Origin of the sequence: Aporhodopirellula sallentina SM41 (assembly GCF_000346505.1) — a bacterium.
GTDB lineage: Bacteria > Planctomycetota > Planctomycetia > Pirellulales > Pirellulaceae > Rhodopirellula > Rhodopirellula sallentina.
This window is the reverse complement of sequence record NZ_ANOH01000335.1, coordinates 1-16,440: the sequence shown is the minus strand read 5'-3', so window position 1 is coordinate 16,440 and position 16,440 is coordinate 1. Positions and strand designations below refer to the sequence as shown.

Sequence of the window (16,440 nt, the reverse complement as noted above, 5' to 3'; positions counted from 1 at the left end):
CAGTGAGGGATCCGGGCTGGAGGATTCCGATAGCGGACGCGACGTGGGGGAACGATTTCTCGTTCAATGGCAAACTCTCGCTGGGGGTCGACGAAATCGGGAACACGTTGTTGGTGAGCGCCGAAGGTGAAGCCCTCTTAGAACTCATTGTTTCCATGATTGAAAAACTGGATATGGCAGCGCAACCCGGCGGCGAGATCGAAATCGTCCGCTTCTCGGGTGACGTATCGCCGGAGATGCTCCGTCAGGCGATGGCCGCATTTGGCGCAACGTCCGAATCCTCCTCCCGCAGCGACCGGACGGCATCCCGCGGGGGACGCGGCAACGACCGTTCCCGCGACAGCGACCGTCGTCGCTCACGTGATCGGTCATCACGTGACTAAAGCGTCGGCGAGATTCGCTCGGCGTGTCACGTCGAACGCCAAAATCATCCTGATCGTTTGGGTGTTGCTCGCTGTCGTCGCCAAAACCATGGCGCCGTCGTGGAAGTCGGTGGCCCTCGATGGCGACTTTGACTACCTGCCGAGCACGCGGGTCAGCGTCGCGGGCGGCCGGTTGCTCGACCGCGCGTTCAAGGGCACCCGTTCACGCAGCCAAATGGTGGTCGCGTTGGCTCGCGATAGCGACCAGTGGACGCGTCAGGATCGGTTGCTCGGTCTCGATATCCTTCGGCGGTTGTATCATCGACTCGGCGAAGTCTGCTGGATGCGGTCGGAGGAGATCGCGTGCGGCGAAGTCGACGAGGCACGCATGATCGTGCCGCTTCCCGATACCCAACCAAACGCGACTCCGCCAGATCCGAATGCCCCGGATGTGAATGATCCAGGTACAAATATAGGTGCGGGGACTCAAGCGGGCGACGATGGCGGCGGTGTTGCCAGCACCAACTCCAGCGACGCACCGGACACCTCCGCCGGTTCTGCAGCGGAGTTGAATTCAAACGCTCTGGTCACGGCATCGACCGATCGAGTCGAACCAACATCGCCGACCGGTCAAGACACGCCCGAGGAGGTTTCGGCATATCAACGCCAATCGTCACAGCGTTGGCTCGGTGTCGCGGTCGAAGCGTTTGATCAGGCGATCGAGATCGATGCCGAGTTCTACCAACTGCTCGATGATCGTGTCCCGCAGCGGGAACCGACCGCGTATGAACCTCGGTTGGCGATCGCGTATTGGGATCGTGGCTTGCTGGCCGAGGCTCGATGTGCCGATCCTGATTTGATCGAACAGGATTTGGAATCGGCTTCGGTTTTGGATCCCAATATCGCCGAATCCGCCTTGCCGATTTTGGAGCGAGACCTCGACGCGTGGACGGTTCTGCTCGACGTTTACAGTTGGAAAGAGTCGGTCATCGGCGAACAGCTCAAAAAGCCACGCTCACGCATTGCTGTCCTCACCCTCGCGAGCGAGTTGGCGGCGACGGGCAACATCGCGCTGCTCGAACAGCTCCAAGAGATCGTCGACCGGTGCGTCGAATATCAATCCGAGTATCTGACCGCGGAAGAACGCGGGCAGGCCGGCGACCTGAGGGTCAAGATTACCGGTTCGGGCGCGATCGGAGGCGAAACGTTGCTCGCCGCGAGATCCGCGATCACGTATACCGAGTGGTTCACCGTTGGCATGATCCTGATCATCCTCGCGGTCGTCTATCGTGCACCGCTGCTCGTCGCGGTGCCACTGGTTTCGATCGCTGTTGCGGTGATGGTCGCCACCGCGGTCGTGACGGTCCTGACGTCGTTGGCCGGGTCGGTGGATTGGCTCGGGTTGGATCTGAAGGTCTACACGACCAGCCGCATCTTTGTGGTCGTGATCCTGTTCGGCGCCGGAACCGATTATTGCCTGTTCCTGATCGCAAGGCTACGTGAAGAAGCCGCCTCGCATGTTTGGCCGGTCGCGTGCGAGCGAGCACTCGCGAACGTTAGTGGGGCGTTGCTGGGCAGCGCGATGACCACCATTGTTGGTCTCGGAATGTTGTGGTTCGCGGACTTTGGAAAGTTCCACCACACCGGTCCGATCATTGCGATCTGTTTGTGTGTCGGGTTGCTCGTTTGCATGACAATGACGCCGGCGTGTTTGCGGCTGCTGGGCCCCAAAGTATTTTGGCCGATCCCGATCACCGAGGAGTCCGAACGTGCGGTGGTCAAACTGCTGTCCAATCGTGACCTGAATCGCAGTGACTCGACAACGGGCAGCCCATCGACCAAGAGCGGATTGACGACCACGGGCGGACTGATGTCTGGCAGCCGGATGTGGAACGCCACCGCAATCGCGTTGACGCGGTACCCGTCCTGGACCCTCGCGGCAGGATGGTTGTTGTTGATCCTGCCCGCCGCGTTCGGGTTCATGCGAGAACAAGACGTCACGTACGACCTGAGCGGGCAATTGCATCACACCGCCGGCAGTCGGCAGGGAATGGAACTGCTCGATCGTAATTTTGGCGTCGGTGAGTTGGCTCCGATCTCGATTCTCGCTCTCGCCGATGACGACCAATCCGATGAAGCGTTGGCGAAAACCAGCGACAGGATGATCCGGCGGCTTTATCAACTCGAAGGAGTCAGGCGGGTTCGTTCCCTCAGCGATCCGCTCGGCGATTTCCCGCCCGAACGAGAAATGGGGTTGCTCAGCAAAGAAGCCTGGCGTCGGCGAACGCTGCAGAATCATCGTCTCGCACGGTTGCATTTTGTCGCCAACGAACCCACCTACACGCAGCGTTTGATTCGGCTCGATGTGATCGTCCAGGAAGACCCGTTTTCCGAAGCCGCCGCGGCGAAATTGGAGTTGGTCTCCGGTGAAATGCAAAAGACGCTCGACTCGGTTGAGCAGGAGACGAAGACGCCGTGGACTTTATTCACCACAGGCACAACCGCATCGATCGTCGACCTCCGCGAAGTGACGTTGCGGGACACGCGTCGGATCAAGATTGCCGTGATTGTCGCCGTTTTGGTGGTGCTGATTATTGTGATCCGTCGGCTCGCCCTGTCGCTGTATCTGATCTCGACGGTGCTGCTGAGTTACTACGCCACGCTCGGGCTGACGTATTGGTTTTTCGCGTCGATCGACGGGCCTGACTTTTTAGGTTTGGATTGGAAACTACCGCTGTTTCTATTCGTGATCTTGGTCGCGGTCGGGCAAGACTACAACGTTTACCTGGTGACGCGGATCATGGAAGAACGCAAACGTCTCGGTTCACTCGCGGCGGTGCGGCGGGCGGTCGCTCGTACCGGCGGTATCGTGACGGCGTGCGGAATTGTGATGGCTGCCACCTTTTTCAGTATGACCTCGTCGGCGTGGTGGCCACCACTGGTCGAGGCAATCTGGCCGTCGAGCAATTCGATCGCGACGACCGAGCAAACAACGCTGCGTGGGATCACCGAACTCGGTTTCGCTCTCGCACTCGGTGTTCTGATCGACACGCTTTACGTCCGCACCGTTTTGGTCCCGAGTTTTGTGGTGCTCTGGGATCAATACCGCAAACGTCGTGCGGCGAAACGGGCGCAGGCGTAGGACCGCTCGCCGCCACGCAGCAGGGTCACAGTAGAGATCGCAAGATGGATTTTAGTGTCAACGACAGTGGATTTGACCGACGATGTGGTTGATCGCAATCGACGAAGCGGGCTACGGTCCCAAGCTCGGCCCGCTGGTCGTCGCTGCATCGGCGTGGCGGTGTTCGGAGGTGGGTGAGCGATCGGATTCGCCACGCTGCGAAACGTCGGTCGATCAAATGACGCCTGACCCTTTTCGTGAGTTGGGCAAGCCGGTACGTGTGGGGCGAACCTCGGTACGTGTCGACGATTCCAAACAAGTCTTCCGGGGTGGGATTCTGGCGCCGCTGCATGCCGCTGTCTCGGTTGCTCATCACGCGTGCGGACGCGACGAAGCTTCGCTGGCCCAGCGGTTGCCGACTCTGCTGCCGATCGACTATCAAAATCTGTGCGAGGTTGCGTGGCTCAAAGACATCGGTGGGCGGCAGGACGATCCGATTAAATTCGCGGCAACCTCCGATACCGAGGCCGCTCGCGAGCAGTGGAGTCGGTGCCAATGGCGTTTGGTTGACGTCGCCGCTCGCATGGTCGATGCCGCAACGTTCAATCGGTTCTGCAGCGGAGACGCCGATCACTCGCCGCGTGGGAACAAGAGTGACCTGCTGGGTGAAACCAGCCTTCGCCTCGCCTCGCTGTTGATCGATCAGGTCACAGCAAACAATCAGACCGCCGACACACAAACCGTTGACGCGGAAAATGACGAACCGGTTGAGTTGTACTTTGACCGTCACGGCGGGCGGCGATACTACACCGGCGTGATCCAGTCGGTGTTTGGCACTGAGCCGGTTCGTGTCATCGACGAATCGAAAACGCAGAGCGTCTACGCGACCGAGTACCGGGGCCGGTCGCTGCGTTTGCATTTCACCGTCAAGGGCGATCGTTTCATACCGGTCGCGCTCAGTTCGCTGCATGCGAAATACCTGCGTGAGTTGGCGATGGCGTCGCTCAATGCGTTCTTCCGTGCGGAAGTAGAAAAGACGAACGCGGGACGTAAATCGGCATCTTCCGGGCAGGAAAGCCCAGTGAATGAGTTTCGTCCCACCGCTGGCTACCCTGTCGACGCGGATCGCTTTATCGAGACGATTCGGCCCACGATGCAAAGGCTCGCCATCGAGGATCGACAACTGATTCGTTCGCGATAGGCCGGCACCCGCGAGGGGCGTCCGCAGGCGGGCTCCGCGACAATTGATGCCTCCTCACGCCTGCCCGATTCACCCCCGGGCTCGTTTTGATACGATAGGCTTTCCCCAAAATACCACCCGGTGATGGCCGCAGGCCGCGACGCCGCAGGTGGTGTCGGCTAGTCAGCCGCTTGTCCTTCTAGAATCACGCCTCGCTATGAACACACCGAACTACACCGAGCGACAACGGCAGTTGCGAAACATCGTCGTGATGGCGTTAGCAGACGGTTCGATCGGCGGACGCGAAGTCGCCTTGTTGGCGGACCGCTGCGTCGAACTCGGGCTCGGCCAAGCGGAACTGCAGGAGGCGTTGGAGTTTGGGCTCGGCGACGATGCCGCTCTCGAACTGCCCGCGGACGAATCCACCCGCGAAGCATTGCTCGCTGATTTGATTCGGATGATGGCGGCCGATGGGTTCCTCGCCGAAACCGAGAAGCGACTCTTCGCACTCGCCGCCGCTCACATGAATATTGTCGGCGACCGCTTACAGGAAATTATCTCATCAGTCATCTCGGATCAAAACGATCGGGAAGGCAAAGACGCATCAGCGTGAACGAAACAAAGAAAACCCCCGCGAAGATTCTGATCACTTCCGGGCCGACACGGCAATATCTCGACCCGGTTCGATATCTCACCAACGCTTCGAGCGGCAGGATGGGATCCTCCCTCGCGGAAGCGGCTCTGAAACGTGGCCACGACGTGGTGATCGTTTCCGGACCGGTCGCGGTCGACTATCCGAGTGGCGCCGAAGTCATTCCGGTCGTCACCACCGATGACATGCTCCGTGTCGCCAACGAAGTCTTCCCGAGTTGCGACGGTGCGATCGGCGCGGCGGCGCCGTGTGACTACAAACCGCTGCACGTCTCCGATCAGAAACTGTCCAAGACCGGACGCCCGTTGCAGTTGGATTTGGTAGAAACGCCGGACGTGATCGCCGTTCTCGGTGAATCCAAACGCGACGACCAGTGGGTGGTCGGCTTTGCACTCGAAACCGACGACCGGCGATTCCGAGCGACCGTCAAACTGCAAAAGAAACACTGCGACCTGATGGTCAGCAACGGCCCCGAGGCCATCGACGCGTCGGACAACCATGTCGAACTGCTCGATCCGGCGGGCTCGGTGATCGAAACCATTTCGGGTGACAAACCGCACGTTGCCGACCGACTCATTCACCATATACACAACCGATTGATTCTTCGATGACTTCATTGACTGACGTGAACACGCCCGCACTGCAAACCACGTTGGGCCGCCTGACGTTGCCCAACCCGATCATGGTCGCGTCGGGAACGTTCGGCTACGCCCGCGAGATGCAGCGGATCGTTGACCTGCATCGCCTCGGCGGAATCCTCCCCAAAACAATCACCGCCGAACCGCGGATCGGGAACGCACCGTGGCGAACGGTAGAAACTTCCGCTGGTTTGCTCAACGCGATCGGACTCGATAACGACGGCGTCGACGCGTTCCTCGAACATCACCTGCCGTACCTCGCAAAATTGTCCGCACCGATCGTGGTCAGCGTCGCGGGCCGAACGGTCGAGGACTTCACCGAACTGGCGCGGCGAGTCGGGCAGTGCGAAGGCGTTGCCGCGATTGAGCTGAACCTGTCCTGCCCTAACGTCAGCGGCGGGATCGACTTTGGCACCAACGCCGAATCATGCCAACGAGTCGTCGCGTCGGCGCGGGAGGCGACCGAGGTGCCGATCCTCGCGAAATTGACGCCCAACGTGACCAGCATCGCGGAAATCGCTCGCGGTGCGGCCGAGGGTGGTGCCGATGCCGTTTGCCTGACCAACACGGTTCTCGGGATCGCGGTTGATTGGCGAAAACAACGACCAATTCTCGGCAACGGCATGGGCGGACTCAGCGGCCCGGCGATCAAACCGATCGCGCTGCGGTGCGTGCACCAAGTCCGACAATCGGTCGATATTCCAATCATCGGAATCGGCGGCATCGCCAACCTCGATGACGTGATGCAGTTCCTCGTTACCGGAGCCTCAGCGGTGCAAATAGGAACAGCCAACTATTACGACCCAACGTTGTCGATGCGATTGATCGACGAGCTGCCCAGTGCACTGGCGGAAATCGGTGCCACTCGAGTCAGCGACATCGTCGGCACGCTGAAGACCAGCTAACCCGAACCCGCGGTCACGGCCATCTTTCACTATCTCCTCGATCGCTGCGTACTCCGTCCGTCGCGCCATTCGATCCCGTTCGAGGCGTTGATCCGGTGCGACCTTCCCTATCGTCGGAGCGATGCCAAAGCGGCCGATGATGAGTCGATCCTCGAAACGTTCGTTGCCACCAACGTGGAACCCCGCGTGCTGCCCGAGACGGCATCCTCGTCCGCTGCGACACGTCTGAGTCCCGACTGGGAGAACGTTCCCAAGCCACGCTTCCTGTTGTTGAAATTTCCCGGAACGGCCGGACGTGCCGAGCGATCTTCGCCCTTCCCCGCGAATCTGATCGACGGGCAAGATCAGGTGCGTGAGCCCGGGCAACATCACGAAACCTGGACATGGAACCCGCCCGGATATGGTCGCAGCAGCGGTCGTCCTCGATTGAGAACGCTGGCTTCCGCCGCGAAATGCTTTGCGTCGCAGGTGCTCGCCGCCCGAGCGGGATCGCGGACCACGGTTTGGATCTGCGGCAACAGCCTCGGTTGCTTGGCGGCGTTGTCTCTCGCTGCACGCCTACAGGACTGGGCGACCGAACATGTCGATGCGAACCGTTTCGCATTGTGGCTACGCAACCCGCCGCAGCTCGATGAAGTCGTGCTGAAGGTCGCCGATCGCTACGCCGCACGCCGCCTGATGCGAGTGGCGACCAAACGCATTCCCGAATCACTCGATGCCGAGACCTGTGCCCGGCAGACTTCTCTTCCGGCCGTGTTTTTGATGTCGGAGCACGACGAGTTGGTGCTGCCGCCGATCCAGCGAAAGATTCACGAAGCGTATGCGGGCGAGCACCTCGTGGTGACGCTTCATGGGCTCGGCCACGGTGGGGTGCTCGAGGAAGAACACCGCGAGGATGTCGAGCGAGCGGTCGAGTGGTTGGCTTCGCGGTGTTCTCTGTAGCCGGTTCGTGCCGGCCGATCGCTGCGTGTTTTCTCTCTCGAGTTCGGCGATCGTGGCCACGCATCCCATCGAAGGCGGCGGTGAGAAACGCGGTGCTGCCTCACTCGCGAGCCTCGGGGCTACTTCGTCTCGGCGAGTTTGTACAGCGGCAGGTGGCGGTAGTAGACTTCGAGGCAGTAGATCGCGAAACACGTCGTGTACAAACGCCCCGACGCGTTGCCGTGTTCGTCCGCCTGCGGTGACCAACTGCCTGCTTCGCGGCCTCTTTTGACCTGCATCCGTGGCAGTTCGACTTTCATGTTGTCGTTCCAAATTCGCCACGCGGATCCGCCGTAGTGGTGCAGCGCCTGCGTGGCGTAGTACCAATAGTAAACGTTCATCGCGTCACGGCGGATCGGCCAATCCTGAACCAACGTGCTCAGCCCGATCGCCATCGCCTGACGTTCGCGTGGCCAACCGAGATACTGACGACAAAGCAACCCTTCGGCAGTCATCGAAGGGCTCGGAGGTCGGCCGCGTTGGTAACAGTAGCCGGCGCCGTTTTCGACCGAGACCGTATCGAGGTAACCGTCGATAATCGCGAGAGTCGAATGGTCGACCGGGATGCCCGCCGCCTGCGCACTGGTCAGTGCCATCACGTACCATCCGGTCACCGATAAATCCGAATCCGAACGCGGGTCGTACCGCCATCCGCCTTCGTTCCCTTGCGCCTTGATCGAATACTCGATCGCCGCTTCGGCGGGCACGCGGAGTTTGGAATCCCGCGTCATCGCATACAGTTCGCAGAGCACGATCGTTGCCTGAGCGTGTGCGTAGGCGCGTTGGTGATGAGGTTCGTTAGCGGCAAAGAATCCGTCGCGTCTGCGTTGCTTGTTCAGCAGAAACTTCAAACCGCGTTCGACGTTTTTCGAATAAGGGCCGTCGAAATGAGTGTTGCCGTCGCCCTGGAAAGCCAGCAACGCCATCGCGGTCGCGGCCGTTTGGTTTTCCTGGAAGGAGCCGTCATCGTACGGTCCCCGCATGCTCCACGAGCCGTTCTTTTGCTGTTGTTTGGCCAACCATTTCAGTCCCAACTCAACGGCCTCGACCGTGTCCGAGTTGCCACCGTATTGCCCGAGTAGCAACGACTTCATCGCACCCGAACGCCCACCAAACATCGGCTTGGCCATCGCCTCCAACGCCGACGCGCCGAGGTCAGCGGGAACGACATCGGACGGTTCCGCGATGTCCATCGACTCGATCAACGTTTCGACTTCCATGTCGACGGGCACTTCAGAGACCGCCTCGGCCTCGAGTTGCTCGAACTGCGACTCGGCACTCTCGAGAGAGTACTCCTGCAAGTCCACTGTGTCCGATTCGGTCGCCTCGCCGATCTCCAGAACAACCCGCGAGATCCCTTTGCCGACCGGCAACGTCCACAGCGCGAGCACGAGGAACAGCGTCATGTGAAAGACCATGCTGACCAGCCACGCCGGAATTGATCGGCGAACCGGTTCGAATGCTTCTTCGTCGTGTTCGTTCCGGGCCGGCTTCTCATCGGGCTGCCCGACCGTGCCACGCCAACGCGGAGTCTGCGAGGCACCACCCGCGGCAGCGGCCTGGCCGTTGGCAACCGGTTTGGCGTTCCTGGTTTGCGGCGTCGGTTGACCCGAGTTGACTTGCGAAGCGGCACGCGGCTTAGTGACTCGCCGGGTTTCGGTGTTTCGTTGCTGCGGTTGCGTTTGAGGCTGGGCGGGAACCGGCCTGCGAGGCTGTACCGGTTGACGCGGCTGAGACGGCTGTTGTGGCTGGGCTGGCTGTTGCGGCTCTACCGGTTGTTGCGGCTGAGGCGTCTGTTGCGGCCGGTTTGGCGGTTGTTTGGTTGTCCGCGGTGATGCGGAGGGCGGAGTGTTCGGGGGATTTGCCGGTTGAGCGTTGCCCGCGTTTTGTGGGGGCGCAGGCGGAGCCGGATTGGCGGCCGGAGGAGCCGGTTTGGCGATCGGCGGCAAACTCGCTCGAGGCGGCGGTGGCGGTGGGACCGGCGTTGGAGAGGGAGGCGGCGGGACGGCACCCGACTCCGGCACCACGGGCGGGAACTCGCCCGAGCCTTCTGCCGAAGTGGATTCCGAATGATTCATGAAAACGACGCCTCACGTGCAGGAAACAAGGTCACCACACGATTCGATAATTGAGAGATCGGACAGGGGGCGGAGATAAGAACCCGCGATATGAGTCCGCGAACACGCTAGCAGAACGAATGAGCGCCCCTCCCGTCAAGTTTAGGCCAGCATAACGGATCGAAAGCGTCAGGTTACAAAATTTCTTCTCGTGTTCTTAGCAACCTCGGTTGACAGAACGGCGTCGATAAGGAAAGCTTACTCAAAGACGAGCCAGCGAAAGTTGTTCCAAAATTACTTGCTTCCAAGTTGTTTTTCTGTGAACCTCGGAAGCACCAGGAGCGTCTACACTTAAATACCGCGGGATGGAGCAGCCCGGTAGCTCGCGAGGCTCATAACCTCGAGGTCGTCGGTTCGAATCCGGCTCCCGCAACTTCAATTAGACCCTTCGGTTTACTCCGACCGTCGGGTTATCGAACAAGCCGACGTTGGTCCCATGGACTGACGCCGGCTTTTTTCGTGTTTTACCGCTTGTCTGGTAACGACTTACGTCATCGCTGGCCGGCGAGAGGTCTCTCCGAGTGTCTCTGGAAAAGTACTATCCGGCCGCCGGCGAAACGGTCTCTGGGCCGATCTCGGCCAAAGGTCTCTCGTGTCTCTGTACTATTTGACCTCCAGGTTATGAAGTCCCGGAGTGCTATCGGAAGAAAGTGGTCAACATTCCTAGAGTCGTCTTGGACGGTGACGTCCGAAACAAAACCACGATTCTAGATTCCCCAGACGTTCAGCTCGAATCCTAGACATCAGCATCAACTTAGAGCGCCCTGTTTCATTCGCAGTTTTGCCTCAATCGGGATATAGGTCTTCATGGTTTCAAATCCATCGGATCACGCTGAGCCCTATCTGATCGTAAAATCTGCCCATTTGGTTTAAAGGAAAATTGCTGGCATGAGTACTTCACGTGCGCTTTCAAGCTTCGTCACGTTCGCGACTGACGAGCAGTTTCGCAAAGATCATCTAAAATTTTGTGCTCTGTGGTACGACGAAGTTCTGTATGAAACTATTGGGAAATTCAATCAGGATAAATTCATCGATAGCCTAGTTGAAAATGAAAAAATATCTCGAAAGTTCATTCGGGAGTTGAGCGATCTGTTTGTTCCGCTTGCTGCAAGAGTTGAAGCGGACGTCATTGAGGAACTGCGAAATTCGGAACCACATGGCTATCCAAGATGGGGTGAGAAGCATGAAAATTACAATTACCCTGAACCGGAATCTGCCGAGGAATTTGCACACAACTGTCTACTTGAGCGTATCGCATCTCAGCACGGTGTTGATCGGATTACTGGGCACGCGATCGAGCATGCCGAGGGACGAGCAAGAGTGGCCGTCAATGCCGTGCGAACCTGGCAACTCGTAAATCGAGAGATTCCCTGTATGCTCCAGGCTAATCCAGACGAAAAGTTGGCGATGACTGCGGTTCGCAAGTATGGAGCCGGAAATGAAGAAGTGACTCCCCCCATAGAACTTCTTGAAGCTTCGGTGCCATCGCTTTCAGCGGTCCCTTGGAGCCAAGTCTTGCAATTTCGTCGGGACGGTTCGCTTGAGTCATTAAGGTCCAAAATTTCAGAGGCAATGCAACTTGCAGGAAAGAATATCGATGCCGCCAAGAGGGTGCTTGCTGACTTAGAATCCACAACGATCGATCAAATTGTTGATAGCGCAAGGCCAAATCCTCGAAAAGTGATTATTGAGTCAGCGGCAGCAAATGTCCCTGGGTGGTTGTTCAACCCTGCTAGTCTTTCCATCGCGATGCGAGACGTTAGCGCCTCCCAAAAAAATCAACGGGAGCTAGGTTGGCTGTACCTGCTTCGAGATATCCGCTCCGCCGCTTCGCCAGATTCTTAGTTCTGTAATGTGGCCATGATTCAATTGAATCTGGATGAGGTGCATCGGGTTGGGCGGGCGCGCCAGTCTCTTATTTTTGAGCGGTCTGATTGCTAGTGGATCGAAGAAATCACCATCGGCAAAGGTACCAACGAAGCGGCCGAAACCGGGACAATTGCCGCTCGAAGAAATCGTGGTCTTTAATGGCTTTAGTGCACCCTGAGACTTCAGTGTGTCACTGAATCAGCTTTTGTTGATGCGAATCGCGATCAACGCCAGCGGCGACAGTATCCCGGCAACGGGGACGCCAAAGGCTGCGCCGTATAGCCCGCCTTTGAACATCCACTGCACGCTTCCTGGCGGGAGGATCTCTGCGGTTGAGATTGCGAAAAAGCATGCGACCATCGCACCGATGCGACTGGCCACGATCGAAATCGGCCAGCAGGCCTTCGTGCGTAGGAGCAAAGCGAAGACGGTCGACGTGATCAAACCGATCGCGATCCCGCTTACGCCAGTGGCCATGACATCAGCCCGACCAATAGCATGGCCAACAATCCAATGGTTGTCGCCAGCATTGTCCCAGATGCGATTTGCAACGCTGTTTTCATTGCGCTCTTTATCATCCTCCAAAAGAGCCCGCCGGTGGCTGGTTGCTTCGCAGTTTCTGGTTAACCCTATCTAGTTCTCTCCTACATAACCCTGAGGGCGGGACCGTTTTGTTCGGTTCGCTAGGGATTGGTTTTAGGAGGAAGGGTTATATGGCGTTGGACTATATCCAGCCTGTCGTTCAGGTGCGGAAAGTGGCGAAATTGCTGGAGTTGGTGACGATTCGGGTCAAACGTGGCGAGATTCCAGAGACTTTGGAAAGTTCTCGCGAGATTGAAGAAACGGGACTTGAGATCTCTCCGCCGTCAGTGATCACTGTGTCTCGCGGTGACTGTTTTGCAACGGGCAAGACGGTCCGCGATAAACTCTCAAACAGTAATGGTGATCCAATTGAGCGAACAGCAACGCGAAGAGATCGCGACCATTTTGGCGCGGGCAATTCGACGAACCCTGGACAAGGCGGCAGCAAAAGACACGCAAGACACATCTCAACTTCCGAGCCAACCGGAGGTAGCTGATGAGTCCCAATCCTAAAAGTAAAAACAGTGCAGCATTTGAAATCGCCGAGTTGGCCGACCTGACGATTGACCAACTGGTGGCGAAGTTCGAGGTCGTCCATCAAGAGAAGTGCCGTTCCCGAAATCGCAACTTCATCGTCCGCCGCATCGCTTGGCGGATTCAAGCGAACGAAGAAGGCGGGCTGAGTGAACGAGCATTGCTTCGAGCCGGACCGATCGCCGACGAATCGGTGATCCGAGTGACGCCGCCGAAACCGAAAGTCGGTGGCGACGTGGTGCGCACCAAGATGCCACCGAATTGGGATCCTCGGATTCCTCCGCCCGGCAGTTTTGTCGAACGGCGATACAAGGGCAAGATTCGGCGGGTGCTGATTCTGACCGACGGCTTTGAATATGAGGACGAGCGTTTCGACTCTTTGTCGGCGGTCGCCAAATCCATCACTGGAAACCACTTGAGCGGCTTCCGATTTTTCAAGTTGGGAGAACACGCATGAGTAAGAAGCAAGAAACACAGCAAGTGAAAACGATCCGATGTGCGATTTACACTCGCAAGTCGACTGAAGAGGGTTTGCAGCAAGAGTTCAATTCGCTCGACGCTCAGCGGGAAGCCGCCGAAGCGTTCATCGCTAGTCAGAAAGCCGAGGGCTGGCGTTGCTTGCCAGAGATGTATGACGACGGAGGTTTCTCGGGAGGCAACCTCGAGCGGCCGGCGATGAAACGGCTGATGGATGACATCGAGGCCGGCAAAGTCGACTGCGTGGTGGTCTATAAGGTCGACCGGCTGAGTCGATCACTTATGGACTTTTCCCGAGTGATGGAGACGTTCGACAAATTCGGCGTCTCATTTGTTTCGGTGACTCAGCAGTTCAACACGACGCATTCGATGGGCCGGCTGACGCTAAACATTCTGCTGTCCTTCGCCCAGTTCGAGCGAGAAATCATTGGCGAGCGGATTCGCGACAAGATCGCGGCGATGCGTGCCAAGGGCAAATGGTCGGGCGGGATGCCGGTGCTCGGATTCGACGTTGACCGCAGTGGGACGAGTCCGAAGCTGGCCGTGAATGCAACCGAAGCGAAGCAAGTTCGTAAAATCTTTGAGATGTACTTGGAGTATCGTTCGCTATTGCCGGTGGTGAAACGCCTCCAGGAACTCGGCTGGCCGAACAAGATCTGGCGGACTCGTAATGGGCGGACGCGTGGCGGACGAGTTTTCGACAAGCCGGCCGTTCACTCACTGCTGACCAGTCCGCTCTATGTGGGCAAGATCGCCTACAAGGAACATATCTACGAAGGTGGTCGAACTGCTCGTGGCGAGGGTCGTCTACGATCCTGACGCCGGCTCCATGGCGATCTCGTATCACCCGACGGCGATCACCGCGCTCGTTGAAGAGTGCGAGGAGTCGGTCGCATGATCACGGTTCGCAAGACGATCGCGGTGACGACGTCGCGTCGGCATAAGGTCGTCGACGAGAAGGAAACCGTGCCGGGCACGCTGCCACGGATCACGCGGTTGATGGCGTTGGCGATTCGTTTTGACGAGTTGTTGCGATCCGGGCGGGCGACGGGGCTGCAGCACATTGCGGAGATCGGTCATGTCTCACAGCCTCGGGTTTCGCAGATCCTCAGTCTGACGTTGCTGGCTCCCGACATTCAGGAAGAGCTTCTGTTCCTGCCTCGGATGAAGAAGGGCAAGCCGCAAATCTCGGAAAAACTTCTGCGACCGCTGACGATGGAAATGGACTGGAAAAAGCAACGTGTTTTGTGGGCTGAATTGCGGTCTGGCCCACCGTTAAAACCGGACCGGTCGTAAGGGCTGCGAAGAATTTTCTGGCGACGATGGACCAAACGTGTCACGGGACATGTGTCTGATAAACAGGAGCACGGAGTTTGCTAGCAAACGCTAGCCGCCTCGCCATTCCCCAAGGATGTTCATCGCCAAAGCTGATTTTTCATGAGTCCCAAATGCCCGCTTTCCGATCACCGAGTTTCCTCAACAATGACTTCGGATCTGTCGACCTCGATCTACTTCGCGACTTTCTGCTGCCGTTCTCCGACTACTTCGCCGCGCGGAACTTCACGATCTCAGCCGACACCAGTTTCGACGAAGACCAATTCAAAAAGCTCGCACGTCTGCTGAGGACACCGACGCGGTCCGCTCCCAGCGAGCTGATCGAAGCTCAATTCCACATCGACGAAGTCGCCAACCATCGAGGAATGGAGTCCTTGATCTTGGCCTATTCCAAAGCCGGCATTCCGCTGCCAACGGACGACGAATTAACGCCGGCGGACCTGGCGATGCGAACGTGGATGAGTCATCCCGAATTGCTGCGACGATCGAACTACGAGCGTATCGCGACCAGCCAGCGTTCGTTTCGCCACTACATGAATCGGCACGAGAAACCGATGCCGTTTCAGTTGCCGACCACGGTCGTTATCAATGCGATGGAGAAACGCTTGTCGACATTTAACCGCGATCGGCACCGTGGTGGTGGGACAGCGTTGTGGATGCACGACGTAGGCGACGTTCTGGCATTCGTTGTCCGCCGTGGCGAAAACCTGAAACGCGGCGAATTCATCGAAGGCGAGAAGAGTCGCTATCAAGTCCAACGACCGGCCGGCTACGACACCATCCTCGTTCAGAAGCAGCTTGGCGAGTTGCACGTTCACGCTTCGTTGATCAGCGAGCACCGTGAGTATTGCCGTTTGATCGGAGAGTACCTTTTCGGTGACGAGGACTTCTTTCCGACATCGGAGTTGTTTGACCTGTCTCCGATTCATGAACTCGGTGAAGACATCGAATCGCCAGCTTTCATCGACGGAATCGAATCCGTTCAGCTCGATGAAGTCACCGAGATGTTCATGGGGAGTCAGAACCTGACCAAGACCTTTCGTGGGCGACGCATCTTCGTCCAGCTGCGTGAACACCAGCAGCAACTCACTCTCGGTACCCGAATCACGAAAGCGAAATTTCGATTCACGTTGCAGGACTTCCCCGAAGTCACGGCGACGATTCACTCAGGAAACATCATCTCGTACTCGCGACAAGTTGGCGTCGAACTGATCGAAGCCTGGATGACTCACCACGGAATCAAGACCACCGGACTGCCTCGTGACCCTGCAACACCTACGACTTTGGCAAACGCTCTCTCGGATCCCAAGTCTGCGAGCACCACGGCGAGCGTGGCAGGTCGAGCTGGGTGAACATTGGGAACTGTGCCACCAGTTCCTTTCCGCGACGCCAGACCTGGCTGCATGGACGCTGGCCAGTGACGGTGTCACCGCGTGTGACGTCGTCGAGCACGATGACGGAACCTTTGTCGGCATCAATCGTCTGCAAGGCGAGGTGTTCGATGTTGAACGTAATGAGTTGACCATTTGTACGTTCAGCGTTGCAAAACTCGGCAAATCGCTGGTGCCGTTGCTTGGTGGGCGCGCCGAGAGTCTGCCCGCTGTTCGGAATGGTTCGGTCCAGAAACTGGGTCGGCTACCACCTCGCTTTGCATCAACGATGGTTCACTTCTGTGCTCGTACAGATG

The 16,440-nt window shown here is 58.1% G+C and carries 15 protein-coding genes, 1 tRNA gene and 1 pseudogene; 15 read left to right on the top strand and 2 right to left on the bottom strand.

All coding sequences use genetic code 11. The features are described 5' to 3' along the window. The 7 genes and pseudogenes from RSSM_RS22275 to RSSM_RS22245 all read left to right on the top strand — a co-directional run. A pseudogene (locus RSSM_RS22275) lies at positions 1–383 on the top strand (hypothetical protein); the annotation flags it as partial. Continuing rightward, positions 376–3,504, top strand: a complete 3,129-nt coding sequence (locus tag RSSM_RS22270; protein WP_008684331.1) for an MMPL family transporter — start codon at positions 376–378, stop codon at positions 3,502–3,504. The pseudogene RSSM_RS22275 and the gene RSSM_RS22270, both read left to right, overlap by 8 nt. A gap of 82 nt (positions 3,505–3,586) precedes the next feature. Then, positions 3,587–4,684, top strand: a complete 1,098-nt coding sequence (locus RSSM_RS22265; protein ID WP_008684329.1) for a ribonuclease H family protein — start codon at positions 3,587–3,589, stop codon at positions 4,682–4,684. Positions 4,685–4,880: 196 nt separating this feature from the next. Next, on the top strand, positions 4,881–5,276 hold the full coding sequence (locus tag RSSM_RS22260; RefSeq protein ID WP_008684328.1) for a tellurite resistance TerB family protein: 396 nt from the start codon (positions 4,881–4,883) through the stop codon (positions 5,274–5,276). Next, the gene (locus RSSM_RS22255; RefSeq protein ID WP_008684323.1) at positions 5,273–5,926 is read left to right on the top strand and encodes a phosphopantothenoylcysteine decarboxylase domain-containing protein; all 654 of its coding nucleotides are present in this window, start codon (positions 5,273–5,275) and stop codon (positions 5,924–5,926) included. The genes RSSM_RS22260 and RSSM_RS22255 overlap by 4 nt, the downstream gene beginning before the upstream one ends. Beyond that, complete coding sequence (locus RSSM_RS22250) at positions 5,923–6,858, top strand: dihydroorotate dehydrogenase (RefSeq protein WP_008684321.1); 936 nt, start codon at positions 5,923–5,925, stop codon at positions 6,856–6,858. Before RSSM_RS22255 ends, RSSM_RS22250 begins: the two co-directional genes overlap by 4 nt. A gap of 87 nt (positions 6,859–6,945) precedes the next feature. Continuing rightward, positions 6,946–7,800 (top strand): alpha/beta fold hydrolase, encoded by an 855-nt coding sequence (locus tag RSSM_RS22245; protein WP_008684320.1) that lies wholly within the window; start codon positions 6,946–6,948, stop codon positions 7,798–7,800. A gap of 119 nt (positions 7,801–7,919) precedes the next feature. On the opposite strand, the gene RSSM_RS22240 is transcribed toward RSSM_RS22245, so the two are convergent. After that, positions 7,920–9,917 (bottom strand): prenyltransferase/squalene oxidase repeat-containing protein, encoded by a 1,998-nt coding sequence (locus tag RSSM_RS22240; RefSeq protein WP_008684319.1) that lies wholly within the window; start codon positions 9,915–9,917, stop codon positions 7,920–7,922. A 338-nt stretch (positions 9,918–10,255) separates the two neighbouring features. On the opposite strand from RSSM_RS22240, the gene RSSM_RS22235 reads away from it, so the two are divergent. Continuing rightward, positions 10,256–10,329: transfer RNA gene (locus tag RSSM_RS22235), tRNA-Met, on the top strand. 515 nt (positions 10,330–10,844) lie between these two features. Next, on the top strand, positions 10,845–11,801 hold the full coding sequence (locus RSSM_RS22230; protein WP_008684317.1) for a hypothetical protein: 957 nt from the start codon (positions 10,845–10,847) through the stop codon (positions 11,799–11,801). A 222-nt stretch (positions 11,802–12,023) separates the two neighbouring features. Here the strand turns inward: RSSM_RS22230 and RSSM_RS22225 are convergent, their stop codons facing one another. Further along, on the bottom strand, positions 12,024–12,302 hold the full coding sequence (locus tag RSSM_RS22225; protein ID WP_008684314.1) for a hypothetical protein: 279 nt from the start codon (positions 12,300–12,302) through the stop codon (positions 12,024–12,026). A 462-nt stretch (positions 12,303–12,764) separates the two neighbouring features. Here RSSM_RS22225 and RSSM_RS33900 point away from each other — a divergent pair, with 462 nt between their 5' ends. The 6 genes from RSSM_RS33900 to RSSM_RS34910 all read left to right on the top strand — a co-directional run. Continuing rightward, the gene (locus RSSM_RS33900; protein ID WP_008684310.1) at positions 12,765–12,920 is read left to right on the top strand and encodes a hypothetical protein; all 156 of its coding nucleotides are present in this window, start codon (positions 12,765–12,767) and stop codon (positions 12,918–12,920) included. Further along, positions 12,904–13,398, top strand: coding sequence for a DUF2924 domain-containing protein (locus RSSM_RS22215; RefSeq protein WP_008684308.1), 495 nt, complete (start codon positions 12,904–12,906; stop codon positions 13,396–13,398). Before RSSM_RS33900 ends, RSSM_RS22215 begins: the two co-directional genes overlap by 17 nt. Further along, positions 13,395–14,237 carry a recombinase family protein gene (locus RSSM_RS22210; protein ID WP_008684306.1) on the top strand — a complete coding sequence of 281 codons (843 nt, stop codon included), beginning with the start codon at positions 13,395–13,397 and terminating at the stop codon, positions 14,235–14,237. Before RSSM_RS22215 ends, RSSM_RS22210 begins: the two co-directional genes overlap by 4 nt. A 75-nt stretch (positions 14,238–14,312) precedes the next feature. Further along, positions 14,313–14,714, top strand: a complete 402-nt coding sequence (locus RSSM_RS22205; RefSeq protein ID WP_008684304.1) for a hypothetical protein — start codon at positions 14,313–14,315, stop codon at positions 14,712–14,714. A 152-nt stretch (positions 14,715–14,866) separates the two neighbouring features. Beyond that, positions 14,867–16,105, top strand: coding sequence for a hypothetical protein (locus tag RSSM_RS22200; RefSeq protein ID WP_008684303.1), 1,239 nt, complete (start codon positions 14,867–14,869; stop codon positions 16,103–16,105). Continuing rightward, the coding region (locus RSSM_RS34910) for a hypothetical protein (RefSeq protein WP_236621309.1) at positions 16,014–16,440 on the top strand (427 nt) is incomplete at its 3' end. The genes RSSM_RS22200 and RSSM_RS34910, both read left to right, overlap by 92 nt.

What these genes read in the sequence shown, in the direction of transcription:
- RSSM_RS22265 (WP_008684329.1), top strand. Translation starts at nt 3,587, where the DNA reads ATGTGGTTGATCGCAATCGACGAAGCGGGCTACGGTCCCAAGCTCGGC.
- RSSM_RS22260 (WP_008684328.1), top strand. Translation starts at nt 4,881, where the DNA reads ATGAACACACCGAACTACACCGAGCGACAACGGCAGTTGCGAAACATC.
- RSSM_RS22250 (WP_008684321.1), top strand. Translation starts at nt 5,923, where the DNA reads ATGACTTCATTGACTGACGTGAACACGCCCGCACTGCAAACCACGTTG.
- RSSM_RS22240 (WP_008684319.1), bottom strand. Translation starts at nt 9,917, where the DNA reads ATGAATCATTCGGAATCCACTTCGGCAGAAGGCTCGGGCGAGTTCCCG.
- RSSM_RS22230 (WP_008684317.1), top strand. Translation starts at nt 10,845, where the DNA reads ATGAGTACTTCACGTGCGCTTTCAAGCTTCGTCACGTTCGCGACTGAC.
- RSSM_RS22225 (WP_008684314.1), bottom strand. Translation starts at nt 12,302, where the DNA reads ATGGCCACTGGCGTAAGCGGGATCGCGATCGGTTTGATCACGTCGACC.
- RSSM_RS33900 (WP_008684310.1), top strand. Translation starts at nt 12,765, where the DNA reads ATGGTGATCCAATTGAGCGAACAGCAACGCGAAGAGATCGCGACCATT.
- RSSM_RS22215 (WP_008684308.1), top strand. Translation starts at nt 12,904, where the DNA reads ATGAGTCCCAATCCTAAAAGTAAAAACAGTGCAGCATTTGAAATCGCC.
- RSSM_RS22210 (WP_008684306.1), top strand. Translation starts at nt 13,395, where the DNA reads ATGAGTAAGAAGCAAGAAACACAGCAAGTGAAAACGATCCGATGTGCG.
- RSSM_RS22205 (WP_008684304.1), top strand. Translation starts at nt 14,313, where the DNA reads ATGATCACGGTTCGCAAGACGATCGCGGTGACGACGTCGCGTCGGCAT.
- RSSM_RS22200 (WP_008684303.1), top strand. Translation starts at nt 14,867, where the DNA reads ATGCCCGCTTTCCGATCACCGAGTTTCCTCAACAATGACTTCGGATCT.